This is a genomic window from Streptomyces sp. TOM-9, from assembly GCF_056858595.1.
In genome coordinates, this window is sequence record NZ_JBXEQB010000001.1 from 826979 (window position 1) to 850431 (window position 23453).

General features: G+C 73.9%; 27 protein-coding genes. 18 read left to right on the top strand and 9 right to left on the bottom strand.

Annotation, left to right across the window (positions count from 1 at the left end):
• Window positions 1-72: 72 nt before the first annotated feature.
• Both AC1VWI_RS03710 and AC1VWI_RS03715 read left to right on the top strand, forming a co-directional pair.
• Entirely contained in the window at window positions 73-822 is a 750-nt protein-coding gene (locus tag AC1VWI_RS03710) for a glucose 1-dehydrogenase (protein WP_499509455.1), read from the top strand.
• A gap of 88 nt (window positions 823-910) precedes the next feature.
• Window positions 911-1768, top strand: a complete 858-nt coding sequence (locus tag AC1VWI_RS03715; protein ID WP_499509456.1) for a TIGR03620 family F420-dependent LLM class oxidoreductase — start codon at window positions 911-913, stop codon at window positions 1766-1768.
• Between the two features lie 195 nt (window positions 1769-1963).
• On the opposite strand, the gene AC1VWI_RS03720 is transcribed toward AC1VWI_RS03715, so the two are convergent.
• Together AC1VWI_RS03720 and AC1VWI_RS03725 are read right to left on the bottom strand one after the other, a co-directional pair.
• Window positions 1964-2566, bottom strand: coding sequence for a TetR/AcrR family transcriptional regulator (locus tag AC1VWI_RS03720; protein WP_499509457.1), 603 nt, complete (start codon window positions 2564-2566; stop codon window positions 1964-1966).
• A gap of 50 nt (window positions 2567-2616) precedes the next feature.
• Window positions 2617-3204 (bottom strand): TetR/AcrR family transcriptional regulator, encoded by a 588-nt coding sequence (locus AC1VWI_RS03725; protein WP_499509458.1) that lies wholly within the window; start codon window positions 3202-3204, stop codon window positions 2617-2619.
• Window positions 3205-3450: 246 nt separating this feature from the next.
• On the opposite strand from AC1VWI_RS03725, the gene AC1VWI_RS03730 reads away from it, so the two are divergent.
• Both AC1VWI_RS03730 and AC1VWI_RS03735 read left to right on the top strand, forming a co-directional pair.
• Window positions 3451-5127 (top strand): SulP family inorganic anion transporter, encoded by a 1677-nt coding sequence (locus AC1VWI_RS03730; RefSeq protein WP_499516710.1) that lies wholly within the window; start codon window positions 3451-3453, stop codon window positions 5125-5127.
• 121 nt (window positions 5128-5248) lie between these two features.
• Window positions 5249-5659, top strand: coding sequence for an ATP-binding protein (locus tag AC1VWI_RS03735; protein WP_499509459.1), 411 nt, complete (start codon window positions 5249-5251; stop codon window positions 5657-5659).
• 13 nt (window positions 5660-5672) lie between these two features.
• Here the strand turns inward: AC1VWI_RS03735 and AC1VWI_RS03740 are convergent, their stop codons facing one another.
• Window positions 5673-5828: a DUF6126 family protein gene (locus tag AC1VWI_RS03740; protein WP_499509460.1), complete on the bottom strand. Its 156-nt coding sequence runs from the start codon at window positions 5826-5828 to the stop codon at window positions 5673-5675.
• Window positions 5825-6208, bottom strand: a complete 384-nt coding sequence (locus AC1VWI_RS03745; RefSeq protein ID WP_499509461.1) for an ArsR/SmtB family transcription factor — start codon at window positions 6206-6208, stop codon at window positions 5825-5827. Before AC1VWI_RS03745 ends, AC1VWI_RS03740 begins: the two co-directional genes overlap by 4 nt.
• Before the next feature lie 81 nt (window positions 6209-6289).
• Between AC1VWI_RS03745 and AC1VWI_RS03750 the strand changes: the two genes are divergently transcribed.
• Window positions 6290-6799, top strand: coding sequence for a DinB family protein (locus tag AC1VWI_RS03750; protein ID WP_499509462.1), 510 nt, complete (start codon window positions 6290-6292; stop codon window positions 6797-6799).
• 31 nt (window positions 6800-6830) lie between these two features.
• Here the strand turns inward: AC1VWI_RS03750 and AC1VWI_RS03755 are convergent, their stop codons facing one another.
• Together AC1VWI_RS03755 and AC1VWI_RS03760 are read right to left on the bottom strand one after the other, a co-directional pair.
• Entirely contained in the window at window positions 6831-7844 is a 1014-nt protein-coding gene (locus tag AC1VWI_RS03755; RefSeq protein WP_499509463.1) for an MBL fold metallo-hydrolase, read from the bottom strand.
• An 83-nt stretch (window positions 7845-7927) separates the two neighbouring features.
• Complete coding sequence (locus AC1VWI_RS03760; protein WP_499509464.1) at window positions 7928-8824, bottom strand: serine hydrolase; 897 nt, start codon at window positions 8822-8824, stop codon at window positions 7928-7930.
• A 30-nt stretch (window positions 8825-8854) separates the two neighbouring features.
• Here AC1VWI_RS03760 and AC1VWI_RS03765 point away from each other — a divergent pair, with 30 nt between their 5' ends.
• The 8 genes from AC1VWI_RS03765 (at window position 8855) to AC1VWI_RS03800 (ending at window position 17175) form a co-directional block, all read left to right on the top strand.
• Window positions 8855-9826, top strand: a complete 972-nt coding sequence (locus AC1VWI_RS03765) for a LysR substrate-binding domain-containing protein (protein ID WP_499509465.1) — start codon at window positions 8855-8857, stop codon at window positions 9824-9826.
• A gap of 98 nt (window positions 9827-9924) precedes the next feature.
• A complete protein-coding gene (locus AC1VWI_RS03770) occupies window positions 9925-10734 on the top strand; it encodes a DUF427 domain-containing protein (RefSeq protein ID WP_499509466.1) in 810 nt (269 codons plus the stop codon).
• Between the two features lie 44 nt (window positions 10735-10778).
• A complete protein-coding gene (locus AC1VWI_RS03775) occupies window positions 10779-11291 on the top strand; it encodes a molybdenum cofactor biosysynthesis protein (protein ID WP_499509467.1) in 513 nt (170 codons plus the stop codon).
• Window positions 11292-11407: 116 nt separating this feature from the next.
• On the top strand, window positions 11408-12361 hold the full coding sequence (locus tag AC1VWI_RS03780) for an endonuclease/exonuclease/phosphatase family protein (RefSeq protein WP_499509468.1): 954 nt from the start codon (window positions 11408-11410) through the stop codon (window positions 12359-12361).
• A gap of 413 nt (window positions 12362-12774) precedes the next feature.
• Window positions 12775-13695 (top strand): hypothetical protein, encoded by a 921-nt coding sequence (locus tag AC1VWI_RS03785; protein WP_499509469.1) that lies wholly within the window; start codon window positions 12775-12777, stop codon window positions 13693-13695.
• Window positions 13696-13912: 217 nt separating this feature from the next.
• Entirely contained in the window at window positions 13913-15484 is a 1572-nt protein-coding gene (locus AC1VWI_RS03790) for an alpha/beta hydrolase (RefSeq protein ID WP_499509470.1), read from the top strand.
• Window positions 15485-15619: 135 nt separating this feature from the next.
• Window positions 15620-16507, top strand: coding sequence for a DMT family transporter (locus AC1VWI_RS03795; protein WP_499509471.1), 888 nt, complete (start codon window positions 15620-15622; stop codon window positions 16505-16507).
• A 104-nt stretch (window positions 16508-16611) separates the two neighbouring features.
• Entirely contained in the window at window positions 16612-17175 is a 564-nt protein-coding gene (locus AC1VWI_RS03800; RefSeq protein WP_499509472.1) for an Rv1733c family protein, read from the top strand.
• Window positions 17176-17181: 6 nt separating this feature from the next.
• On the opposite strand, the gene AC1VWI_RS03805 is transcribed toward AC1VWI_RS03800, so the two are convergent.
• Complete coding sequence (locus AC1VWI_RS03805; protein ID WP_499509473.1) at window positions 17182-17397, bottom strand: hypothetical protein; 216 nt, start codon at window positions 17395-17397, stop codon at window positions 17182-17184.
• Window positions 17398-17550: 153 nt separating this feature from the next.
• Window positions 17551-17673 (bottom strand): hypothetical protein, encoded by a 123-nt coding sequence (locus tag AC1VWI_RS03810; protein WP_499509474.1) that lies wholly within the window; start codon window positions 17671-17673, stop codon window positions 17551-17553.
• Between the two features lie 403 nt (window positions 17674-18076).
• On the opposite strand from AC1VWI_RS03810, the gene AC1VWI_RS03815 reads away from it, so the two are divergent.
• The 3 genes from AC1VWI_RS03815 (at window position 18077) to AC1VWI_RS03825 (ending at window position 19633) form a co-directional block, all read left to right on the top strand.
• Entirely contained in the window at window positions 18077-18484 is a 408-nt protein-coding gene (locus AC1VWI_RS03815) for an ArsR/SmtB family transcription factor (RefSeq protein WP_499509475.1), read from the top strand.
• Window positions 18481-19119, top strand: a complete 639-nt coding sequence (locus tag AC1VWI_RS03820; protein WP_499509476.1) for an SRPBCC family protein — start codon at window positions 18481-18483, stop codon at window positions 19117-19119. The genes AC1VWI_RS03815 and AC1VWI_RS03820 overlap by 4 nt, the downstream gene beginning before the upstream one ends.
• A gap of 67 nt (window positions 19120-19186) precedes the next feature.
• Window positions 19187-19633 carry a winged helix-turn-helix transcriptional regulator gene (locus tag AC1VWI_RS03825; protein ID WP_499509477.1) on the top strand — a complete coding sequence of 149 codons (447 nt, stop codon included), beginning with the start codon at window positions 19187-19189 and terminating at the stop codon, window positions 19631-19633.
• 126 nt (window positions 19634-19759) lie between these two features.
• Here AC1VWI_RS03825 and AC1VWI_RS03830 read toward each other — a convergent pair whose 3' ends face one another.
• A complete protein-coding gene (locus tag AC1VWI_RS03830; protein ID WP_499509478.1) occupies window positions 19760-20206 on the bottom strand; it encodes a nitroreductase family deazaflavin-dependent oxidoreductase in 447 nt (148 codons plus the stop codon).
• Between the two features lie 686 nt (window positions 20207-20892).
• On the opposite strand from AC1VWI_RS03830, the gene AC1VWI_RS03835 reads away from it, so the two are divergent.
• Both AC1VWI_RS03835 and AC1VWI_RS03840 read left to right on the top strand, forming a co-directional pair.
• Entirely contained in the window at window positions 20893-21474 is a 582-nt protein-coding gene (locus tag AC1VWI_RS03835) for a hypothetical protein (RefSeq protein ID WP_499509479.1), read from the top strand.
• A 117-nt stretch (window positions 21475-21591) separates the two neighbouring features.
• Window positions 21592-23394, top strand: coding sequence for a S8 family serine peptidase (locus tag AC1VWI_RS03840; RefSeq protein WP_499509480.1), 1803 nt, complete (start codon window positions 21592-21594; stop codon window positions 23392-23394).
• Window positions 23395-23453: the final 59 nt, after the last annotated feature.

A 23453-nucleotide genomic window follows, 5' to 3' on the forward strand; every position in this document is an offset into this window, starting at 1 on the left:
TGCGCCAATACGTAACATATCTTGTTACGACAGGGGCTTTGGCGATCACTCACTGCGATTCGGAGCAACACCATGGGACAGCTTGACGGCAGGACCGCCATCGTCACGGGCGGCACCAGCGGCATCGGCCTGGCCACCGCTCGGCGGTTCGCCGCCGAGGGCGCGCACGTGTTCGTCACCGGCCGCCGCAAGGACGCGCTCGACGCCGCCGTGGCGGAGATCGGACCCCGCGCCACCGGTGTCCACAGCGACGTCTCCGACCTGGCCGGTCTCGACCGGCTCTACGCCGCCGTCGCCCAGCAGGGGCGGCGCATCGACGTGCTCCTCGCCAATGCGGGCGGCGGCAGCTTCTCCACCCTGGAGCAGGTCACCGAGCAGCACTTCGACGAGATCTTCGCGACCAACGTCAAGGGCCTGCTCTTCACCGTGCAGAAGGCGCTGCCGCTGCTCAACGACGGTGCCTCGGTCATCCTGACCGGCTCCACCGCGGGCTCGGTCGGCAACGAGGCGTTCGGCGTCTACGGGGCGTCCAAGGCGGCGGTGCGCTCCTTCGCCCGGACCTGGGCCAACGAGCTCAGGGGCCGCTCGATCCGGGTCAACTCCATCAGCCCCGGCACGATCGACACACCCGGCATCGACGGCCTCGCAGCCGACGCCGAGCAGAGGGCACAGCTCAAGGGCTACCTCGAAGGCCAGATCCCGCTCGGCCGGATGGGCCGGCCCGAGGAGGTCGCCGCCGCGGCCGTCTTCCTCGCCTCCGACGAGAGCAGCTTCATCACCGGCATCGAACTCTTCGTCGACGGCGGCACCAACCAGGTCTGACCGCCGCCGAGGCCTCCCCGTCCACGGCGGGGAGGCCTCGGTGACAGCCGTACGTACCGGTACCACCAGCACAGACGGGACACACGCGATGGACATGGGACGGACAGGGATCTGGAGCATCGAGCTGCGCACGGCCGATCCGGGAGCGATCGAGGACGCCGCAGCCGAACTCGACGCGATGGGCTGGGGTGCCCTGTGGATCCCGGGACTCGGCGGCGGCGACATCCTCGGCGACTCCGAACGGCTGCTCCGCGCCACCCGCACCGCGCGCGTCGCGGTCGGAGTGCTCAGCATCTGGCGCCACCGGGCGGCGGAGATGGCGGCGGGACACGCGCGGCTGCAGCAGCGGTACGACCGCCGGCTCCTCCTCGGCCTCGGCGTCAGCGACGCGGCAGCCGCACGCGGCGCGGGGCGCCCCTACCGGCCCCTGTCGGACATGGACGCCTACCTGGACGAGCTCGACGGAGCCCCGGCCCCCGTACCGGCCGGGGAGCGCGTCATGGCCGCGCTGGGGCCGAAGATGGTCCGGCTCGCGGGACGACGCACCGCGGGTGTGCACCCGTTCATGGTCACCCCCGAGCACTCTGCGGCGGCCAGGGAACTGCTCGGACCCGGCCCCCTCCTGGCGCCCTATCAGGCGGTCGTGCCGGAGCGCGACCCTGCCAGGGCCCGCGCCGCCGCCCGGGACTTCCTCGGGGCGTTCCTCGCCATGGACCACTACGCCCGCAGCCTGCTCCGCCAGGGCTTCACCGAGGACGACCTGGCCGGAGGCGGCAGCGACCGGCTCATCGACGCCGTCGTGGCCTGGGGCGACACCGAGGCCATCGGCGCCCGCGTCCGCGCCCATCACCAGGCCGGCGCCGATCACGTCTGCCTCCACGTCGTCACCGCGGACTCCGCCGTCCCGCTGCCGCAGTGGCGGGAACTCGCCGCCCTCGCCCGCTGAACCAGTGCGTGTGGCGGAGCACGTCGGCGATGGCGGTGGGGGCGAGTTCGCGCACGAGGCTCCCGCCCGCCCCCGCGCCGCGTCGGGACTCGACGGGTCCGGCCCCGCGCAGGTCGCCGCGACAGCGCCGGATGACCACGGGGTTGGTCGGCCCGCTGTCGGCGCTCACGCCCGCGGACCTCCCCTTCGGCAATGTCAGCCGGCCGCCGGCTCCGCGGGCCAGGCGCCCAACGCGAGATCGACGACCCGGTGCAGTTCCTCACGGGTCGCGCCGCCCGCGGCCTGCACGGCGACGCCCTGGTACACCGTGATGAAGTAGCGGGCGAGATCGGCCGGATCGGCGTCGGCGGGAAGTTCCCCGTCCGCCCGCGCCTTCTCCAGGCGCAGCCGGAGCGCCGCCTCGCCGGACGCCCGGCGCGCGGTGAGTTCGGCGCGCACGGTCTCCGACCCGGGCGACGATGCGAGGCCTCCCTGCACGGTGAGGCAGCCCGGAGGACAGTCGGGCCGGGTCGTGGCGTCCGCGGCGCCGTGCAGCAGCCGCTCGACGACGCGGCGCGCGTCGGGCTCGGCGAACGCCTCGCGGATGTAACGGGCAGGGCCGTCGGCGTAGTGGTCGAGGACCCGCTTGAACAGCTCCTCCTTGTTGCCGAAGGCGCCGTACAGGCTCGGCGGGTTGATGCCCATGGCCCGGGTCAGGTCGGAGATCCCGGTGCCTTCGTAGCCTTGGCGCCAGAACACCTCGAGCGCCCGGTCCAGCACCTCGTCGACGTCGAAGGCGCGCGGCCGTCCTCCCGCCATGGTGGCCTCCTGCCCCGCGATCTGTAACGACCGTTATGATACCGCGCCGGTCAGGGACGCGGGAGGCGGGCCAGCGCCGCCCGGCCGATCTGCAGCAGCCCCGACGCGTCCATGCGGGTCTTGGCGAGGAACTCCATCCCCTGCAGGACGGCCAGCAGCAGCCGGCCGAGCTCCTGCGGATCGGCCCCCGGATCCAGGTCTCCCTCGCGCTGCGCCTCCTTCACGCACGCGGCGAGGAGGCCCTCGACCTCCTGGTAGGTCGTGCGGGAACGTTCGACCACGTCCGGATCCCGGCCGTGCAGTTCGGAGGTGCTGTTGACCAGGAAGCAACCGCGCCGTTGCAGGTCGGCCCCGTAGCCCGCCGCCGCGCCCTCGAGCAGACGGGTCAGCCGTGCGAGCGCCCTGCCGGGTCCGCCCAGCGCTTCCCGGACCCCGTCGAGCTGCTCGGCGCGGTAGTCGTCCAGGACCCGCAGGAAGAGCTGCCGTTTGTCGCCGAACGCCCCGTACAGACTGCCCTTTCCCAGCCCCGTGGCACTCGTCAGGGCCTCCAGGGACGTCGCGGCGTAGCCACGGGCCCAGAACACCTCTCGGGCAGCCCGCAGCACCTGCCGCTCGTCGAAGCTCCTGGGACGCGCCATGGCGTCGATGATACGGATTCTTGACCTAACGGTCCATTTACGCCCCCGTCCGACCGCCACCGCCATCGGAGGGTCCCGCGACCTACCGGATCCACAAATTGCAAAAATCTTCAATTCGCTACATGATGATCCCGCTGTGTCGTCACGGGAAACACGGGGCACGGCTGCGGGCCGTCCCCGGCAACCGGCCGGGGCGAGGGACGACGGGGCCGGTGTCTTCGCACGGTGACTGGGCTGGCAGGGCGGATGTGGGACCCCGTACGCGCGTTGCTGCCCACGCGGGGCGATCTGACGGCGATGCGGCGGCAGCCCCGTCGCGACCTACTCGCCGGATTGACCGTGGCGGTGGTGGCCCTGCCGCTCGCGCTGGCGTTCGGCGTCTCCTCAGGGCTCGGTGCGGAGGCCGGACTGGCCACGGCCGTGGTGGCGGGGGCGGTGGCCGCGCTGTTCGGCGGATCGAACGTGCAGGTCTCCGGCCCGACCGGGGCGATGACCGTGGTGCTGGTCCCCATCGTCGCCCGGTACGGGCCCGGCGGGGTCCTGACCGTGGGTCTGATGGCCGGTGCGCTGCTCATCGGGCTGGCCCTGCTGCGCGCCGGCCGGTACATGCGCTACGTGCCGGCGCCCGTGGTGGAGGGCTTCACCCTCGGGATCGCGTGTGTGATCGGGCTGCAGCAGGTGCCCGCGGCCCTCGGGGTGCCCACGCCGGACGGCGAGAGGGCCGCGGCCGTGGCCCTGCGGGCCGTACGCGAGTTCCTGGCCCACCCCCACTGGGCGGCCCTCGCGCTCTCGGTGGCGGTGGCCGGCGGCATCTTGGCGGGTGCCCGGTGGCGCCCGCGCGTGCCGTTCTCGTTGCCGGCCGTCGTCGTGGTCACGATCGCCGCCGAGGCCGCGGACCTTCCGGTGGCGCGCATCGGCCACCTGCCGTCCGGACTGCCCGCGCCCTCCCTGGGGTTCCTCGACCCGGCCGCGCTCCCCTCTCTGCTGGCGCCCGCCCTGGCGGTCGCGGCCCTGGCCGCCCTGGAGTCGCTGCTGTCGGCGACCGTCGCGGACGGGATGACGCGCGGACAGCGCCACGACCCGGACCGGGAATTGTTCGGCCAGGGCCTCGCGAACCTGGTCGTCCCGCTGTTCGGCGGGGTGCCGGCCACGGCGGCGATCGCCCGCACGGCCGTCAACGTCCGTACCGGAGCGGGCTCGCGGCTGGCCGCGCTGACCCACGCCGCCGTCCTGGCGCTGATCGTCTTCGTCGCCGCTCAGCTGGTGGGGAGCATCCCGCTCGCGGCGCTCGCAGGCGTGCTGCTCGCCACCGCGATCCGGATGGTCGAGGTCGGATCGCTGCGGGCGATGGCCCGGGCCACCCGCGCCGACGGCGCGGTCCTGTTGCTGACCGCGGCCGCGACGCTGGCCCTGGACCTGACGTACGCGGTCGTCATCGGGCTGGTGGTGGCGGGGGCCCTGGCGCTGCGCGCGGTGGCGCGGCAGGTCCGGCTGGATCGGGTGCCGCTGCACGAGGGCCCGCCGGAGGGGCACGGCGCCGGGGAACACGCCCTGCTCGCCGAGCACATCGTGGCCTTCCGCATCGACGGGCCCCTGTTCTTCGCCGCCGCCCACCGTTCCCTGCTCGAACTCACCGAGGTCGCCGACGTGTCGGTGGTCATCCTGCGGCTCTCCCGTGTCACCCACATCGACGCCACCGGCGCCCTGGTCCTCAAGGACGTCATCGACCGGCTGAACCGCCGAGGCATCACGGTGCTGGCGTCCGGCCTCCGGCCAGGACAGCGGCACGCGCTGGACGCGCTGGGCGTGCTGGACGCGCTGCGGGACGCGGACCTGGTGCACGCCACTGCCCCGGAGGCCGTCCGCGCGGCCCGCGCCCGGTTGCACCGGGCCGGTGTGCTGCGCGGGGAGGCCGCCGGTTGAGCCCCGCGTACCGCATGAACGGCCCCCTCACGCTCCAGGGGCACCGGCTCGGCGGCCCCGCGGGCGCCGGTGCCCGTACCGGTGACGACGGCCGGCCCGGCACCCGGTGACCGCTCGCGCCATGCTGCACCGCCGCCATGTGCTGACCCTCCCGACGGCGCCCCTGTCCGTGACCGTGGCCCGCAGGACGGGCGAGTACGTCTACACCTCCTGGGGCGTCGGCCCGGGCGACACCGTGCTGGGCCGGGCCCTGCTGATCCTCGGCGAACTCGTCGCGAACAGCGTCCGGCACGCCGCCGGGGTCTCCCCCAGCCTGGACGTCGTCTACGCGACGGGCGGCGGGGTGCTCGCCCTCGCCGTGTACGACCTGCATCCCCACCGGCCGGACCTGCTCCGGGCCGCCGCGACCGGCGGCGGACTGGCCATGGTCGCCGAGGTCACCGCCGAATGCGGGGGCACGGCCACGGTGCTCCCCGATCCCGGCACCGGCGGCAAGGGCATATGGGTCACCCTGCCGCTGCGCACGGAGTGAACCCGTGGGCCCCTCACTTGGGAGCGTGCTTGCCCAGGTAGAACAGCAGGGTGATGAAACCGGCGATGAAGTGGGTGACGAAGACGTAGACGAGGACGCGCAGGAGCACCGCCCGCTGCTTGTACTTCTCGCCGCCCGTGTCCCTACCGGAGCCGGTCCCGGCGCTCACGCGGCGTCACCGGTCTTCCCGGGCGGGCCGGGCGTACGGACCGCGGAGCCTTCCTCGGTCTGCTTCAGCTCGGCCAGCAGGTCCTGCTGCCCGGTCAGCAGCTCCGTGAGGATCCTGCGGGCAGCCCGGAGCAGTTCCGCCACGTCGCCGCCCGCCAGCTCGTACACCACGGTGGAGCCGGTGCGCGTGGCGGTCACGATGCCGGAGCGGCGCAGTACGGCGAGCTGCTGGGAGAGGCTGGAGGGCTCGATCTCCATGGCGTTGAGGAGGTCCCGCACCGGCTTGGGCCCGTCCTGCAGGAGTTCCAGGACGCGGATGCGCACGGGGTGCCCGAGCATGCGGAAGAACTCCGCCTTGGCCTGGTAGAGCGGAACCTGCACCCGGACCACCCGTACCTTCTGTAAAGATTCGCCAATTGAAGAACTCTTCAATTGTACCGCGACTCAGGAAGTGAGCATCCAATGACCGACGACGACCGCGTGGGCCCGCCACTGCTCGGCGGGGAGCGCGAGACGCTCCGGGCGTTCCTCGACTACCACCGGGCCACGCTGGCCATGAAGTGCCGGGGGCTCACGGACGAGGAGCTGCGGCAGCAGTCGATGCCTCCGTCCACGCTCTCGCTGCTCGGGCTCGTCCGGCACATGGCGGAGGTGGAACGCGCCTGGTTCCGCCGGGTGTTCGAGGACAACGACGCGCCCATGGTCTGGTCCGACAGGATCGACTTCCAGGCGGCCTACGACGCGAGCGCGTCCACCCGCGCCGAGGCCTTCACGGCCTGGGAGGCCGAGGTGGAGAACTCCCGCCGGATCGAGGAGGCGGCCGGGTCCCTGGACCTGACCGGGCACCAGCCGCGCTGGGGCGAGGACGTCTCCCTGCGGATGGTCATGGTGCATGTGCTCCTGGAGTACGGCCGTCACAACGGGCACGCGGACTTCCTCCGCGAGGGTGTCGACGGCACCGTGGGGGCCTGACCGGCCCCGCACGGCGGCCGGGAACCGGCCGTCAGGGGACCGGCCGCATGTCCGCGCCGTAGAGGGTGCGGTAGTCGGGGACGACGACGCGCGTCGCAGGCGACTCACGGCGGACCTGCGCGGTGAAGGCCCCGACGTCCGCCGACGGGTCGGGCCTCGGCTCCAGGTCAAGCGGCCGCTCGAAGTCGTCCCAGTGCACGGGCACGACGACGCCGGGGTCGCCGAGCGCCCGCAGCAACCGGGGGACGTACTGGTGCGTCGAGGCGCTGGTCGGTACGGCGACCATGGCCAGGTCCGGGCGCAGTCCCCGGGCCGCGCGCTCGCTGAAGTCACTGGCGCCCATCAGGAACGCCGAGGGCCCCTCGACACCTGCCGTGACCTGGAAGGCGAGGGTGTCGCCCTCGGGAAGGTCGGCGATGGTCTCCGGGCGGGCCCGGGGCGGTGCGACGTGCCTGCCGGGGGCGAAGTAGGAGTACCCCTTGTTGCGGCTGTGCAGGCTCGCGACGACCTCCACCACGATGCCGTCGAAGTCCAACACTTCCCCGCCCTTCACCACCGAGATCCGCGCCGGGTCGACGCCGAGCGCGACCAGCAGGTGGTACGTGGTCTCCGTGCCGACGACCCGGGCGCCGGTGGAGGCGGCGATGTACGGCACGTCGGCGAGGTGGTCCCAGTGCGAGTGGCTGACGAGGACGAGTTCGGGGTGGCCGACGCGCTCCCGGACCGCGGTCTCGTCGGTCCGCAGCCGGGTGGCGGGGTCGAAGGCACCGGCGAAGAGCCCGGTGGAGAACCGTGTGACGTAAGGGTCGAAGAGCACGGTCCGGCCGGAGACGTCGATGCGCCAGCCCGCGGTGCCCAGCCAGCGGAAGGTCACCGCGCCGGCGTCCGGGGCCCCGCGCCGGGCCGCGGGTGCCGCCGCTGCTGCCGCTGCCGCCGTGGGCACCGTGCCCGGCAGCAGCGGGGTGGCCGCTGACAGCGCGGCGCCCCGCAGCATCGTGCGCCGTCCGAACCTCTTCACGTCTCGTACGTCCCTGTCGTCGCTCATGGCCTCAGGAGATCAAGGCCGAGTCGCCCGCGTCCAAGACCGGAATTCCGCACGCCTGATACGCGATCCGTTATGAGTGCAGGTCAACGGCGGTCGGCCCGCAGGAAGTCCACCGCGATCCGGGCGGCGGCGCCGATCGCGGAGTCCACCGCGGGGCGCACCGCGGTCAGTTCGTGGGTGCGGGCGAAGACGGCGACCGCGTAGCGCCCGCCGTCCGGGTGGCCGACGACCCCCGCCTCCAGGTGCAGGCCGGGCAGGGTGCCGGTCTTGGCGGCCACCGTCACCTCGCCGGGGAAGCCGGAGACCATCCGGTGCCGGAAGACCTGCCGGCCCATCAGCTCCCGGACCCAGGCGCAGGCCTGCGGCGGGCCGGCCTCGTCCCGCCAGATGAGCCCGAGCAGCCGGGTGACCTCCCGGGGCGTGCCGGCGTTGGTCCGCGTGGGGTCCAGGACCGCCAGCCGTCGCTTCCGGTCCTCCGGCAGGGCGGGCCAACGGGCCGCGAACTCCGCCTCGGTGCCGGCCCCGACGTCGGCGAGCATCGACTCCAGCACGTCCCGGGGGCCGCCCACGAGCCGGATGCCGGTGAGCCCGAGCTCCTCGGTGAGGAGCCGTACGGTGTCCAGTCCGATCCGGGCCAGCAGCAGGTCCGCCGCGGTGTTGTCGCTGACCGACATCGCGAAGTGGGCGAGATCGCGGAGCGAGAGCTCGACGTCGTCGGCGCATCCCGCCGTGCCCCAGCCGCCGAGCCGGTCGGCCGCGGTGACCCGCACGCGCTCACGCGGGTCGAGCTGGCCGGCGGCCACCTGGCGGGCGAACTCCAGCACCAGGAGGATCTTCACGACCGACGCGAGGACGACGGGCTCGTCCGCGCCGACGGCGACCTCGGCCGTACCGCCGGCTCCCGCACCGACCGGTACGGCGTGCAGCAGCACTTCGGCGCCCGCCGCCGCGAACACCTCCCGGATGTCCTCCTCGACCATCAACAGCCTCCTCGCGTAGGGTTCTTGATCGTGGATCTCTTGCGCCACCTGCGTATCTTCGTCGCCGTCGCGGAGGAACTGCACTTCGGCCGCGCCGCCGAGCGGCTGGGCACGGCACAGCCGCCGGTCAGCCAGGCGGTGCGCGCGCTGGAGCGGGAACTCGGCGCGGAGCTGTTCGACCGGTCGCGGCGCCGTACCGCGCTGACCTCGGCGGGGACGGTGCTGCTGGAGGAGGCGAGGGAACTCCTGGCCCGTGAGGACCGCCTGCGGGCCCTGGCGCGGCGTGCCGCCGACGGGGGCCTGGGCACCCTGCGGGCGGCCGTGCCCACCGGCACCACGGCGGCGGTGGTCTCCGCGCTGCTCGCCGCGTGCACGGAGCACGCCCCGGGTCTGGCGGTCGATCTGCGGGAGGCGACCACCGCGGAGCAGTGCAGGCTCCTCGGTGCGGGCGGCCTCGACGTCGGCCTCGTCCACCGCCCGGTGGAGGCGGCCGGACTGCGGCTCGGTCAGGAGGTCGCCTTCGACCTGGGAGTCGTACTCCCCCGTGCCTCACCGGTGGCCCGCGGTCCGCAGGTGTCCCTCGCCGATCTGTCCGGCCAGGACCTCGTGGTGTTCCCGCGCGACGAGGCTCCCGGCTGGTACGACCGGCTGCTGGCGGGCTGCCGCGCGGCGGGCTTCGTCCCCGGTGGCGTCCGGCACGCCTCGAGCCCCGAGTTCCTGCTCGCCCTCGTCGCGGCGGGTGGCGGCATCGCCTTCGACCAGGGCGCGGCCGCCCGCAGGGAGCCACGCGTGGCCTGGCGGCCGCTGTCCGGACGCCCCCTCGCCCGCCGGATCGGCGGTGCCTGGCCCGCGGGCCCCTCCGCCCACCCCGCGGCCCCGCGCTTCGCGGCCCTCGCCGCGCGCGTGCTGGCGCGGCACGGTGCGGTGGCCGACGAGCGCGGCGCAGGCCCGGCGGCGGCGCCGGACGGGCCGCCGCGGCCGTGGTCGGTGGTGTTCGGCTGAGACGGCGGCGTGCCCCGGGCACCGCCGGGGTGGCCGATCACGCGGACGCCGGAGAAGCTGGGCGTACGGAATCCGTGAACGGACCGAGGTGATCACCGATGGCGGACGAGAGCGTGAACCATCCGGGCCTGATCGTCCCGGTCGGCCACGTCGAACCCGTACCACGGCGCATCCGGGCGCTGGTCGGGGGCCGTACCGTCCTCGACACCCGGCGTGCCGTGTACGTGTGGGAGTGGCCCGGCTATCCGCAGTACAGCATCCCGGTCAAGGACCTGACCGAGGGGGTGCTCACCGACGACGGCCGGGCCGGACGGCTGGGCCCCGGCCCGGCACGCCGCCACTCGCTGCACGTCGGTTCCGAGGTCCGCGAGGGCGCGGCCTGGGTCTGGGACGAGGGCTCCCCGGACCGGCTGCTGGGGACCGCGCGCTTCCGCTGGGAGGCCCTCGACGCCTGGTACGAGGAGGACGAGCAGGTCTTCGTCCACCCGCGCAGCCCCTACACCCGCGTGGACGCCCTGCGCTCCTCCAGCAGCGTGCGGGTGGAGGTCGACGGCACCGTCCTCGCCGACGCGCCGCACGCGGTGACCCTGTTCGAGACCGGCCTGCCGACCCGCTACTACGTCGAGCGCGTGCACGTCGACTGGACCCGGCTGCGTCCCTCCGACACGGTCACGCGCTGCCCGTACAAGGGCACGACGAGCGGCTACTGGTCGTTCGACGGTGACGTCGCCACCCACAAGGACATCGCCTGGGCGTACGACTTCCCCACGGTGGCGTGCGCCCCCGTCGCGGGGATGGTCGCGTTCTACAACGAGCACGTGGACCTGTACGTCGACGGCGCGCCGCTCCCCCGCCCCATCGCGATGTCCCGGGCGGAGTGGGACCGGCGTCGTCTCGGAAAGCCCTGAGGCGCCGGCGCCGGGCACGGCGGTCGGCGAATTAGGCTGGCCGCATGTCTCAGCAGGTCGAGGTCGTGCAATTGCTGGTGTCGCCCGCGCACCGGTACACGGGGCGGCCGTCGGAGGGGCCGACGCCGGCGCCGGACGGGGAGCTCGTGCGGAGCGCCGAGGTGCGGAGCGGACTCGGGCTCGTGGGGGACCGCTACTACGCGCGGCCGGCCCATCGGAACGCCGCCGTCACCCTCATGGCGGCGGAGAGCCTGCCGCTGGACATCGCTCCGGAGACCGACCTGCGGCACACCCGCCGCAACGTGCTGCTCCGCGGCGTCGACATCGACGCGTACGTGGGCACGACCGTGTCCCTGGACACCGGGGCGGGGCCCGTCCTGTTCGCGGTGCGGCGCCCCGCCCGGCCCTGCGCCTGGATGGACGTCGTCATCGGTCCGGGGGCCCAGCGCGCGCTGCGCGGCAAGGGCGGGGTGCGGTGCACGCCGCTGAGCGACGGCGTGCTCACGCTGGGGCCGGCGGAGTTCCGGGTCGTGGAGGACGAGAGGGAGACGGCGTAGCGGGGGTGTGCCGGCCCCTTCACCGGATGCCACGGGAACCGGATCACGCGGGCCGGCGTCGTTGCTGCGTGCGATCACTGAGGCGGACGGTTCACGAGCGGGCGGATCACGGGCGGATGGACGCGGCAGGGAACGGCCGCGGATGGCGCGGCCCGCGGCGGTGGGACGCGCTCCTGGTGGCGCTTCCACTCCTGCTGGCGCTGCTCCTCGTGTGCCACGCCTCGGTGCCGAACGGCCCCGGCCGGTGGGGGAGCCTGCTGGAGACGTTCCTGCCCTGGCTGGGGCTGGGCGTCCCGTTGCTGCTGTGCGCGGCCCTGTTGCGGCGCTCCGGAGTCGCCCTGTGCGCGCTCCTGGTACCGCTGGTGGCCTGGCTCGCGGTCTTCGGTGATCCGCTGGGTCCGCGCGGCGGGGCCGGGTACGACCTCGTCGCGGTGCAGCACAACGTCAGTGACGAGAACGCGGATCCGGCGGGTACCGCCGAGCAACTGATCGCGGCGGAACCGGACTTGATCGCACTCCAGGAGCTGACACCGTCCCTGCTGCCGGACTTCGGCGCCGTCCTGGACGCGGCGTACCCCCATCACGTGCGCTTCGGCACGGTCGGGCTGTGGTCCCGGTATCCGCTGGTGGACGGGCGCAGGATCGACATCCGGCCCGCGGACCTCGGCGAGGACTGGGACCGGGGCCTGCGGGCGACCGCCCGGATGCCGCAGGGGGACGTCGCGGTGTACGTGGCCCACCTGCCCTCGCTCCGCCTCGGCCGGTCCGGGTTCGGTTCCGGCAGGCGGGACGAGAGCGCGGCCCTCCTCGGCGCCGAGATCGCGGCCGAGCGGCTGGACCGGGTGGTCCTGCTCGGGGACCTCAACGGCACGGTCGAGGACCGCGGGCTCGCCCCGCTCACCTCGCGGCTGGACGCCCCGGAATCGGGGCTGGCGTTCAGCTGGCCGGGGCGGTTCCCGCTGGCCCGGATCGACCAGGTCCTGGCGCGGTCCGCGACGGTCTCGGAGGTACGGACCCTGCCCGCGACCGGAAGTGACCACCTGCCCGTCGCGGCCCGCATCCGGTTCTGATCACGGACGGCCCAATCCCGTTACCGAACACGGAGTCTGACGGGCCGTCCGGGCCTGAGCGGAGCTCGCCCCGCAGCCATGCCAGGGCACGGCAAAGCACATTGATGGTCCGTCAGCCTGAGCGGCCTCGGACGACCCGAAGCTCCGCCACCCTGCTGACGCAAGATTAGCTGATACTCCGTCACCCAGTTGGACATCTCTTCACATTTTTCTTATTCGGGCCACCACACCACCCCTGACCTGCAGAAACGTCCCGGGCGGCGGCACGGCCCCACCCCATTCGGCCCTACCCCTCCGCCGGTCTCGGGGTGCGGAGCGGCTGCGGATGATCGCCATATAGGTCTCGAGGACGCGCTGGCAGTCGTGCCGGGGGCCACATCCCGCCTGCCCCGTCCACAAGGAGGTTCAGCTCCATGCGTGGTGCTCGCATCCTGGCGATGGCGACGATGACCGCTGCGGCCGTCATCCTTCCGAACTCGCAGGCCTTCGCCGTGGTCGACGTCAACGTCGCCCAGAACGGACGCTCCGTCACCGTCACCGCCAACTCGGAGGTTTGCCAGGCGCCCGGCGCGATGGTGAACGCCAACGCCTTCCCGTCCGGCCTGCTGCGCAACGCCCTGTCCCTCAGCGCGGCGACCCCGGGCGGCCCCCTGACCGGCACGTTCACGATCCCCGAGGACGCGCCGGCCAACACGTACACCATCACCGTCAGCTGCATGATCGGCCCGAAGTCCGACCAGGGCAGCGTCGGCACCCTCACCGTTCCGGCCACGACCAGCACGGAGGGTGACCGCGACGGCGGAACCACCACGGACAACAACGGCACCAACACGAACACGAACACGAACAACAACACCAACCACAACAACAACACCAATTACGACGACGACGATGAGTACGGGGACGACTACGAGGACGACTACGGCAACTACGGCCGTGGCCACGACCGCGACAAGTGCTCGTGGGGCGGCCGGGGCGGCCACGGCGGCCGGGGTGACGACCGCGGTGACGACCGCGGTGACGACGACAACGGGCGCGGCGGTTACGGGGACCGGGGTGGCTACGGTGACCGGGGCCGCGACCACGACCGCAAGTGCTACAAGAAGCGTCACCACGGCCACGACCGCGACAACGACCGTGACAACGACAATGACTACGGCAATGACAACGACAACGACAACGACAACAACGGCGGTGCGCCCGACACCGGCTTCGGCGGTTCGACCGGCATGAACACCGCCGAGAGCCTCACCGGCGCCTCCCTCCTCGCCGCCGCGGCGGCGGGCGGCGTGTTCCTCCTGCGCCGGCGTCGCCCGCAGGGCGGCGAGGCCTGACCGCCCCGACACCCCCCGCGCACGACAGCACGGCACTCCGCCCCGGGCCCGCACACGGGCCCGGGGCGGCCTGCTGTCCGCCGCCGTACGTTGCCGCCCCCGTCACGGCCCGGGCCCACCCGCCGCGGTTCACTCCACCGGCGTACGCGAACGCTCCCGCCGGACACGCTGCGTGGTGCACTGATCACGCACCGGAAGGTGAAGGAGAGACGTGGCGATGAAGGCAGCCCGGACCACCGGCCCCATATCCCCCGGACCCCGGCGCGGGCTCCACCACGTGGCGCTCGTCGCGCTCTGGGCCTGCGCACTCCTGCTGACCGCCTGCACGGCCGGTCCGCCGGGGTGGAGCGCGGGCCAAGGCCCCGCGGGGCCGCCGGGCACCGCCGCCGCAACCGTTCCTCCCGCACTGGCCGGCTACTACCGGCAGAAGCTCGACTGGAAACCCTGCGCGGACGAGCCGTCGTTCGAGTGCGCCACCCTGCGGGCCCCGCTGGACTACACCCGTCCGTCGGCGGGCGACATCCGTCTGTCCGCCACCCGCAAGCAGTCCACCGGGACCGCCGCCCAGCGCATCGGGTCGCTGCTGTTCAACCCCGGCGGCCCCGGCGAACCCGCGATCACCTCGCTCTGGTCCTACGCCGGGGCCTTCTCACCGGCCGTACGGGCCGCCTACGACCTGGTCGCGGTCGACCCACGCGGGGTCGGCGACAGCACCCCGGTGCACTGCGGTACCGGCACGGCCGGCACCCCTGCGGGGGTGCGGGGCCTGCCCGGCGCCGACACGCCGGACTTCGCCGCGGCCGACGAAGCGGCACGCGACACCGCCGCCGCGTGCGAGCGCGGCGCGGGGCGTCTGCTGCCGCACGTCGGCACGCTCGACTCGGCCCGGGACATGGAACTCCTGCGCGCCCTGCTCGACGACGAGCGGCTGCACTACCTCGGCTTCTCCTACGGCTCCTACCTCGGTGCGAGCTACGCCGGCCTCTTCCCGTCCCACGTGGGCCGCATGGTGCTGGACGGCGCCGTCGACCCCACGCTCGACGGCGTCCACAGCCTCCTGGGCCAGGCCCGGGGCTACCAGATCGCCTGGGACTCCTTCGCCGCCGACTGCGCCGCCCGCCCGGCCTGCCCCGTCGGTCTCTCCGCCGACGGGGCAGGCCGCACCCTGGACGCTCTGGTCGAGGCCCTCGACCGGCGCCCGTTGCGGCAGGGCAAGGACGTCGTGGTCGACGGCGACGCCCTCATCAGCGCGGTCACCACGGCGCTCATGGCGCCCGCGTGGGAGAAGCTGCGCGCCGCGCTCGGCGAGGTGCGCTCCGGGGGCACCACCACCGTGCAGGAACTCGGCGGGGCCTTCGACGACTCCGGTTTCAGCGGTGACGCGTACGTCGCGATCAGCTGCCTCAGCGGCACCCTGGGACCACGGGCCACGCCCGCGCAGGCACGCGCGGCGTTCCCCGCGTTCGTCCGCGCCTCGCCCCGCTTCGGCACGTACTTCGCGGACCAGCTGTCGACCTGCGCCCACTGGCCGGTCCCCGCGGACCAGCCGGCCGGTGCCCTCACCGCGTCCGGCGCCGCGCCGATCCTGGTCGTCGGCACCACCCGCGACCCGGCGACCCCCTACTCCGAAGCACGGACCCTGGCCCGCCTGCTCTCCTCGGGCCGGCTCCTCACCTACGACGGCGACGGGCACACCGCCTACCTCAGGTCGGTCGGCTGCGTCGACGACGCCGTCGACGGCTACCTGACCCGGGGCCAGTTGCCGCCCGCCGGCACGGTCTGCGCCTGACGTCGCCGACAAGGTTCGGGGGCGGCTCGGGGTGGACCCTGATGCCCCGGGGGCGGCGCACACGATGTGCTGGAGGCCCGCGCCACCACCCCCGCACACCAGGAGGAGCCCCATGCCCGTTCGGAGGGCGCTCGCATGAACCCCGGCGTGCTGTCCCTGGCGGCGGCCCTGCTGTCGGCGGTCTGCTACGCCACGGCGGCGGTCGCCCAGGAGCGTACGGCCGCCGCCGGGCGGAAGCCGACGGGCGGCCTGTGGACGCTGGCGCTGGTGCTCCAGGCGGCCGGGGCGGGACTGCACGCGGTCGCCCTGCGGTACGGGTCGCTGACCGTGGTCCAGGCACTGGGCGCGCTGACCCTCGTACTGGCGCTGCCGCTGCACGCGGCCCCCGGCCGGCGCCGCGTGCGGCCCCGCGAGTGGGGCGGGGCCGGGCTGACCGTCCTGGGACTGGTGGCCCTTCTGCTGTCCACGGCGCCGCCCGGTACGGAACGGGCACTGGGTGGTGCCGAGTTGGTCCTGCTGGCCGCGATCACGGCGGCGGCGGCGCTGGCGCTGACCCGGGTGCCGTGGGGGGCCGACGGCTCCGTGGTGCGCGCGCTGCGCTTCGCGACGGCGGCGGGCGCGGCGTTCGGGATCGCCTCGTGCCTGACCCAGGGCCTGGCGGTGCACCTGGCCGCAAGCGGGCTCGGAGCGGCCGTCGCCGACCCGATGCTCCTGGTGGCGGCCGGCTGCACCGGTGTCCTGGCGATCGCGGGGATGCTGTGGTCGCAGGAGGCGTACCGGGGTGGGCTGGGCGTCGCGCTGGCCGCGGTCACGCTGGCGAACCCCCTGGTCGCGGGGTGCGTCGGTGTCCTGCTGCTCGGTGAGGGTTTCCGGGGCGGCTCAGTGGGCCTGGCGGTGGCCCTGGCGGGAGCGGTGGCGGCGGGGCGGGGCGTGGTGGTCCTGTCCCGGCCGGCACCCGCGGCGGGCCGTACGCCGCACCGGGTCCCCGGTCCGCGGGCGGCGTCGCCCGCGGTCGCCGACTAGTCGGCGGCCAGGGGACGAATTCCCGGCGGGCGGTGGCCCCGTGGGTGCAGCATGTCGGCAGTCCGGTCGAGGCCGGGCCGCGCGCCTCGTCCGAGGGGGGTCCCATGTTGCTCTGCGCCTGTCCTGCCGTGCTGCCGTCCCGGTGCCGCCCGTGCGCGCACACCCTTCCGCGGCTGGCCGCCTCCGCGCTGATGGTGCTCGCCGTACTCGTCTCGGCCTGCGCGGGGTTCGCCGTGCACCGGGCGGAGCGCGCGCAGGCCCTGGCCGAACGGGGCCACCGGCACCTCGTGGAGGGCACCGCGCTGACCTCGACGGGGCCGGTCTTCCATGAGCACGGCATGCGGTCGTTACCGCCGGTGAGCGCCGGCTGGGAGTACCCGCACGGCCGTCCGCACACCGGACGGGTCCCGGTGGGGCGGCCCGTCGAGGCGGGCGAGCCGGTACGGATCTGGGTGGACGACCGGGGCTCGCCGGCGCCGGAACCCCGCAGTACGGCAGGAGCACGGGGCGCGGGCCTGGTGCTGGGCGTCACGTGCTTCCTGCTGTGGTCGGCCGTGGCCTGGGGCGTGCACCATGCCGTGGGCGCCCTCGTGCTGCGCGGGCGGCTGAGGGCGTGGGAGCGGGAGTGGGCACGCGTCGAGCCGGTGTGGTCCGGCCGGGCACCCTGACGGGCGTCAGCGGAAGAGCCGCAGGACCCGCAGGCCCCTGACGTGGTCCTCGCCGGGACCCGCCCTGAGTTCCTCCGGGGGTTTCCAGTCGGCGTGCAGGGCGGCCCAGAAGTCGGTCCACGCCTGGGTCTCCGTCGGCCCGCGCCCGACCGCGTCGGTTCCCGGACAGGTGACCACGTAACCGTCGCCGTCCTGCCGGATCGTCACCGCTGGCTCGACCATGGCCACCTCGCGTCCCGGTGCACCCGAATCACGTCAAGGGTCACCCGGTCGGCGCCGACGCGCAACAGCGCTCCGCGTGGGCCGTCAGGGGGACCCTGCAGCGGCCCACCGCGCCCCCGGGCACCAGGGGCGCGGCGGTGTCCGCCGGCGCCGTCACCCGGCCAGGGCCACGCGGCGGAAGCCCTCGGCGAGGTAGCGCAGCCGCCTCACCACGTAGGCGAAGACCGGGCGGAACGCCGGGACGGTGTTCCCCGGCCGGTGGGACGTGTCGCTCATCTCGGGCGACCCTTCTGGACGTGCACGGTGTGCGTCGGGGGTGGGTGTCAGTACGGGAGGGGCTTTCCGGACGGTGTCCGCAGGTCGATCGGAGGGCGCGACGGCGCCGGCTTCTTCGGTCGCTGGACGCGGATGCGGCGCATGGTCATCACTCCTTCGGAAACGCGGCCCGTGGTGGGCGGACCCTTCCAGTCCTACGCCGTGGGCACTGCTGCCCGCGTCAGGGAACGTCCCTGAAGCCACCCCTATGCCCGGCATGTCCCTCCTCCTGTGGGGTGAGTCGCGCGTCAGGGTGCGTCGTGGCCGCTCAGGGGCCCAGAGGGAGGAAACGGAGATTCCCCTCACAAGCGTCCATACCGGCAATCAATCTAAGCCCTTGCTTATATAAGCAGCTGCTGTCATAGTGACGGACGTGCACGCATTCGACGTACTCGGGGATCCGGTGCGGCGCCGCATCCTGGAGCTCCTCGCCTCCGGGGAACAGCCGTCCGGTGCGATCACCGAGGTCATCAGCGGGGAGTTCGGCATCTCACAGCCCGCCGTGTCCCAGCACCTGAGGGTCCTGCGGGAGAACGGCTTCGCCACCGTGCGCGCCGAGGGGACCCGGAGGCTCTACGCCGTCCAGGCCGCGCCGCTGCGCGAGGTCGACGCATGGCTGGAGCGCTTCCGCGGCTTCTGGGAGCAGCGGCTGGACGCACTCGGCACCGAGCTCGCCCGGGGGCGCCGGGAACGCCGCCTGGCACCGGAACAACAGCGACCGGGAACGGGACAGGCCCGGGACCCCGGGAAGGAACGGGAAGACACCGCATGAACATCGTCGACGAGATCAACGCCATCCACCGCGCGACCGGCAGCCGGGAGGTCTCCGGCGAGGAGGCGCGCACGGTGCTGCTGCGCCGTACGTACGAGTCCCCGGTCGAGGACGTGTGGGACGCCTGCACCACCGCGGAGCGCATCGGGCGCTGGTTCCTGCCGGTCACCGGCGATCTGCGGCTCGGCGGCCGGTACCAGCTGCAGGGCAACGCCGGCGGGGAGATCCTGCGCTGCGAGCCGCCGGAGCTGCTCCGGGTCGGCTGGGTCATGGGCGGGGCGCCCGGGTTCAGCGAGGTGGAGGTGCGGCTGATCGCGAAGGACTCGGAGCGTACGGTCCTGGAACTGGAGCACACGGCCGTGGTGCCGCCGGGCATGTGGGACCAGTTCGGGCCGGGTGCGGTCGGCGTCGGCTGGGACCTGGGGCTGCTGGGGCTCGCGCTGTACCTGGCCGGCGGCGGCATCGGGCCGGAGAAAGCGGAGGAATGGCAGTTCTCCGACGAGGCCCGGGACTTCATGACCCGCAGCAGCCGGGCCTGGGGCACTGCGTACGCCGCCTCGGGTGCGCCCGAGGACACCGTGGCCGCCGCGGTCACCGCCACGACCGTCTTCTACGTCCCGGCACGGCCCGAGTAGCGGTGCCCCCGGTGCGGTGTTTGCCCCGCCCGACCTCTCGGTTTAAAGTCGAAACCGGGAGAGGGCGATGCAGAAGAAGGACTTCAGTGACGGACCGTGTCCGGTCGCGCGGACCCTGGGCGTCGTCGGCGACTGGTGGTCGCTGCTGATCGTCAGGGACGCGCTCAACGGGGTGCGCCGGTTCAACGACTTCCACCGCAGCCTGGGCTGCGCCAAGAACATCCTGAGCAGCCGCCTCACCAAGCTGGTGGAGCACGGGGTGCTGCGCACGGTGCCCGCCTCGGACGGGAGCCCGTACCGGGAGTACGAACTCACCGAGGAGGGCAAGGGTCTGCGGCTCGTGCTGCTCGCCCTGCGCCAGTGGGGCGAGGCCAACCTCTTCGAGCCTGCGGAGGAGCGGACCACCCTCGTGGACCGGGCGACCGGTCGCCCGGTGGCCCCGCTGGGGATGCACGACGCCGACGGCCGGCCGCTCGGGCCCGACGACGTCGAGTTGCGCACGCCGGCGCCCTGACGGGCCGCGGGGTGCCGGACCGCGACGGGGGAAACGCGGTCCGGCACCCGCACCGCACGCCTGTCCGTGATGACGCCGTTCATGCGCACCGGGCCGCGCCCGGTGCGCATGAACCCCGCGCCGCGATCAGTGGGGACGGGCCGCGGGCTCCAGGACGAAGACCGGGATCTCGCGGTCGGTCTTCTTCTGGTAGTCCGCGTAGTCGGGGAAGGCCTCGACGGCCCGGTCCCACCACAGCGCCTTCTCCTCGCCGGACACCTCACGCGCCGTCATGTCCTGGCGCTCGGGGCCGTCCTGGAGCTCGACCCGGGGATCGGCGACCACGTTGTGGTACCAGACCGGGTTCTTCGGAGCGCCGCCCAGCGAGGCGACCACCGCGTACTGCCCGCCGTGCTCCACCCGCATCAGGGGCGTCTTGCGGATCTTCCCGCTCTTCGCTCCGCGGGTCGTCAGGATGACCACGGGCAGGTCCCGCATCGTGGTCCCCTCGGTGCCCCCGGAGCTCTCGTACCGCTCGACCTGCTCGCGCGCCCACGTCTGCGGGCTCGGTTCGTACTCGCCCTCCAATGGCACGGGCTCCTCCTCGGTCTCGGTGGTGCTGTCCCGCCCCATCCTCCCCCGCCCGCCGCCTCGTTGCGACGCACACCCCACCGCATGCGCGTGCTCACCCGGCCACCTCGTGTAGCAACGGCCGCAGGCAGTACGCGAGTTCGAGGGCCCCGAGTTCCATCCGGACGTACACCTCGCCGTTGTCCGGCCGAACCGGGCGCGTACCTTGGCGGGATCCGAGCTCACCGACAGGAACGGGGGCTCGTGGACGATGGCCGCCCGCACCGTCTCAGGATGGCGCAGCGCGAGGTCGAGCAGGATCTCCGCCCCGCTCCCGGAGCCCAGGACGGCCGCCGGGCCGAGGCCGAGGCCGCGGAGCAGCCCGGCGGCATCGTCGGTCTGCTCGTCGATCGTCGGCGAGCGCCTCGGCCGTCCTCGTCCACACACCCGCGTCGCCGCCCGCCCCGGAGACGCACAGGAGGGGCGGCCCCTGGCCGCGGCGCGCCCCCGGCGTGGGCCGTCCGGGTGAGGCGGCCACGAAGAGGTCGCTGCAGCTCGGCCGCCACGCACCCTCTGGTGGCGGTATGTCACAGGAAGCGGTTTTTGTCCGGTGGTGATTTGCTGCGCATGGCGGCGGACCGGTTCTGGGAGCCCCCTCCACGGAGCCGCCGTCCCATCCCCTTTTCCGTCACAGCTCAAGGAGGAGCTTGATGTCGGTCTACACCCCCCAGCAGTACGGTCAGCAGCTGCAGCAGCCGCACTGGCAGCAGTCCGGTCAGCAGCAGTCGCAGCCGTGGGCAGGCCAGCAGGGCTACGGACAGCAGGGCATCGGCCAGCCGTTCATGGGTCTGCAGGGCTACGGGCAGCAGCACTTCGGCCAGCCCGGCATCGGGCAGGGCCAGCAGCAGCTGCCGCTGCTGGTGACCGAGCTTTCGCTGCGCTGTGCGGCCACCGCGGTCAACGCCGTGGTCGAGCAGGTGCGCATCGACCCGCAGATCATGATGGGCATCCAGGCGCAGGGCCAGATCCCCCCGCACGCCTGGAGCAGCGTGCTCACCGAGTGCGCCCGCCGCATCGCGCCGGTCGTGCACAGCGCGCTGAGCCAGATCGCCCAGGGCCAGTCCCCGTTCGGCCAGTACGGCCAGCAGTTCGGCCAGTTCAGCCAGTACGGCCAGTTCCCGGGCCAGTTCCAGAACGGTCAGTTCCAGAACGGTCAGTTCCAGAACAGCCCGTTCCAGAACGGCCAGTCCCCGTACGGGCAGCACGTCGGTCAGATGCCGCTCGGCATCTGAGCGGTCTCCCGGTCGGCCGGGGCGGCCCTTGCGGCTGCCCCGGTCGACCGGGCCGTCCGGCCGCGGCAGCGGCGCGGTGTGGTCCAACGCAAGGTGATCGGTGAAGGCGGAAGCGTGATGAGTGAGCAGCAGGGCAACGGCGGCATGGCGAAGGGACACGGCGGCGCCAAGGGCGGCCGCAAGCCCGGTGCCGGATCGGAAGCCGGCGGGGCGAACGGTCCGGTCGCGGGACCGGGCGGCACGAAACAGGGCCCCGAGCACTACATGGGGATGGCGGGGACGCACGCCGGGCACCCGGGCCGCGCGGGCTGGGGCCGGTACCTGGTGGCGCCCCGGCCGGCCCCCTGGCTGACCGCGGGCATTCCGCCCGTCGAGGCCTCGGCGCTGTTCACGCTGCTCGAGGAGGATCCGGAGGTGGAGGTGGTCGCCCAGGTGCACCCCTCCCGCTCCCGCGGCCTGGAGGCGATCGCCGAGCCCCACCCGGTGTGCCCCCCGGTGGCCGTGGTGACGATGCCCCACGAGCGTGCGCGGGCGCTGGCCGCCAACCCCCAGGTGGTGGTCGAGGCCGACCAGCCGCTCGCCTACTCGCCGGCCCCCGCGACGCGCCCGGCCGCCGCGGCCGTGGACCCGGCGATGGAGGTCACCCTCCAGGAGCCGCCGCGCGTCACGGTGCGCGTGACGAGTCGCGGTCAGGGCGTACCCGACGCGCAGGTGTGGGCGACCGGAACGGGCGCGACGGCGTACGCCGTCACCGGCGCCGACGGCCGGGCCGAGCTCGTCCTGCCGGCGGACACCCCGGCCACCCTCCGGTCCCTGTACGTGCGCCCGGCGGGCGACCACTGGCCGGTGCGCACCGGCCGCCCCTTCCCGGACGACGACACCCTGTCCGGCGCCGAGGTGGAGGTGGTGGTCCGCTCCCTGGCGGAGACCTTCGAGGGCTTCCCGGACCGGCCGCTCACCGGATGGGGCTGGCAGGCGATGCGCCTGCACGAGATCCCCCCGACCTACCGCGGCCACGGCGTCTCGGTGGCCCTGCTGGACTCCGGCGTCGACACCGCGCACCCGGACCTGAAGGACACCGTCCGCTCCGGCGCCGACTTCACCCCCGCCGCCGACGACGCGGGCTGGCGGACGGACGCGACCGGGCACGGCACCCGCTGCGCCGGGATCGTGGCCGCCGCCGACAACCGCACCGGGGTCACCGGCATCGCGGCGGACGCCACGGTGCACGCCCTCAAGCTGTTCCCCGGCGGCCGCGTCGCCGACCTGCTGCGCGCGGTGGACCACTGCATCTCCCACGACATCGACGTCGCGCAGATCAACGTCACGTACGACCAGCCCTCGCAGCTGGCGGCGTGGAAGCTGATGGACGCGCACGCGGCGGGCATCGCCGTCATCGCCCCGGCGGGCGACACCTCCGGTGCGCTCAGCCCGCTCGCCGCCCTGCCCACCGTGCTGGCCGCGGGCGCGCTCGCGCACACCGGCACCTACCCGCCGGACAGCCCGGCGGCCGCCACCCAGCCTCCGTGGCCCGGTCCGTACCCGGCGCCCTTCACGCCCACCGGGCCCGGCGTCGACCTCACCGCACCCGGAACCGCGATCGTCACCACAGCGCTCGGCGCCACCTACACGGTCGCCGAGGGCACCGCCATCGCGGCGGCCCATCTCACCGGGCTGGCCGCGTTGCTGCTCGCCCACCACGAGCAGCTGCGGGCGACGCCGCACGCCCGCGGCGCCGCGCGCACGGACCAGCTGATGGCCCTGCTCCGCGGTGCCAGCCGGCCGCTGCCCGTCACCGAACCGCTCCGCCTCGGCGCCGGGCTGCCCGACGCCCCGACCGCGCTCGGTCTCGCCGCCTCGACGGCGACGTTCGACGCGTCCGCCGACCCCCTGGCAACGGGCTCGCCCTCACCCAACTGAGGCGCGCCCCGCACACCGGGCGGTGGTCCGGTCCCGTCTCCCGGACCACCGCCCGCTCA

Bases quoted from the DNA above. Each gene is read 5' to 3' on its own strand.
- AC1VWI_RS03770 (WP_499509466.1), top strand. From the start codon at position 9,925: ATGGCGGACGAGAGCGTGAACCATCCGGGCCTGATCGTCCCGGTCGGC.
- AC1VWI_RS03785 (WP_499509469.1), top strand. From the start codon at position 12,775: ATGCGTGGTGCTCGCATCCTGGCGATGGCGACGATGACCGCTGCGGCC.
- AC1VWI_RS03725 (WP_499509458.1), bottom strand. From the start codon at position 3,204: ATGGCGCGTCCCAGGAGCTTCGACGAGCGGCAGGTGCTGCGGGCTGCC.
- AC1VWI_RS03820 (WP_499509476.1), top strand. From the start codon at position 18,481: ATGAACATCGTCGACGAGATCAACGCCATCCACCGCGCGACCGGCAGC.
- AC1VWI_RS03810 (WP_499509474.1), bottom strand. From the start codon at position 17,673: ATGAGCGACACGTCCCACCGGCCGGGGAACACCGTCCCGGCGTTCCGC.
- AC1VWI_RS03730 (WP_499516710.1), top strand. From the start codon at position 3,451: ATGTGGGACCCCGTACGCGCGTTGCTGCCCACGCGGGGCGATCTGACG.
- AC1VWI_RS03780 (WP_499509468.1), top strand. From the start codon at position 11,408: ATGGACGCGGCAGGGAACGGCCGCGGATGGCGCGGCCCGCGGCGGTGG.
- AC1VWI_RS03755 (WP_499509463.1), bottom strand. From the start codon at position 7,844: ATGAGCGACGACAGGGACGTACGAGACGTGAAGAGGTTCGGACGGCGC.
- AC1VWI_RS03835 (WP_499509479.1), top strand. From the start codon at position 20,893: ATGTCGGTCTACACCCCCCAGCAGTACGGTCAGCAGCTGCAGCAGCCG.
- AC1VWI_RS03775 (WP_499509467.1), top strand. From the start codon at position 10,779: ATGTCTCAGCAGGTCGAGGTCGTGCAATTGCTGGTGTCGCCCGCGCAC.
- AC1VWI_RS03750 (WP_499509462.1), top strand. From the start codon at position 6,290: ATGACCGACGACGACCGCGTGGGCCCGCCACTGCTCGGCGGGGAGCGC.
- AC1VWI_RS03825 (WP_499509477.1), top strand. From the start codon at position 19,187: ATGCAGAAGAAGGACTTCAGTGACGGACCGTGTCCGGTCGCGCGGACC.
- AC1VWI_RS03840 (WP_499509480.1), top strand. From the start codon at position 21,592: ATGAGTGAGCAGCAGGGCAACGGCGGCATGGCGAAGGGACACGGCGGC.
- AC1VWI_RS03760 (WP_499509464.1), bottom strand. From the start codon at position 8,824: ATGGTCGAGGAGGACATCCGGGAGGTGTTCGCGGCGGCGGGCGCCGAA.
- AC1VWI_RS03720 (WP_499509457.1), bottom strand. From the start codon at position 2,566: ATGGCGGGAGGACGGCCGCGCGCCTTCGACGTCGACGAGGTGCTGGAC.
- AC1VWI_RS03790 (WP_499509470.1), top strand. From the start codon at position 13,913: ATGAAGGCAGCCCGGACCACCGGCCCCATATCCCCCGGACCCCGGCGC.
- AC1VWI_RS03715 (WP_499509456.1), top strand. From the start codon at position 911: ATGGACATGGGACGGACAGGGATCTGGAGCATCGAGCTGCGCACGGCC.
- AC1VWI_RS03800 (WP_499509472.1), top strand. From the start codon at position 16,612: ATGTTGCTCTGCGCCTGTCCTGCCGTGCTGCCGTCCCGGTGCCGCCCG.
- AC1VWI_RS03795 (WP_499509471.1), top strand. From the start codon at position 15,620: ATGAACCCCGGCGTGCTGTCCCTGGCGGCGGCCCTGCTGTCGGCGGTC.
- AC1VWI_RS03805 (WP_499509473.1), bottom strand. From the start codon at position 17,397: ATGGTCGAGCCAGCGGTGACGATCCGGCAGGACGGCGACGGTTACGTG.
- AC1VWI_RS03710 (WP_499509455.1), top strand. From the start codon at position 73: ATGGGACAGCTTGACGGCAGGACCGCCATCGTCACGGGCGGCACCAGC.
- AC1VWI_RS03735 (WP_499509459.1), top strand. From the start codon at position 5,249: ATGCTGCACCGCCGCCATGTGCTGACCCTCCCGACGGCGCCCCTGTCC.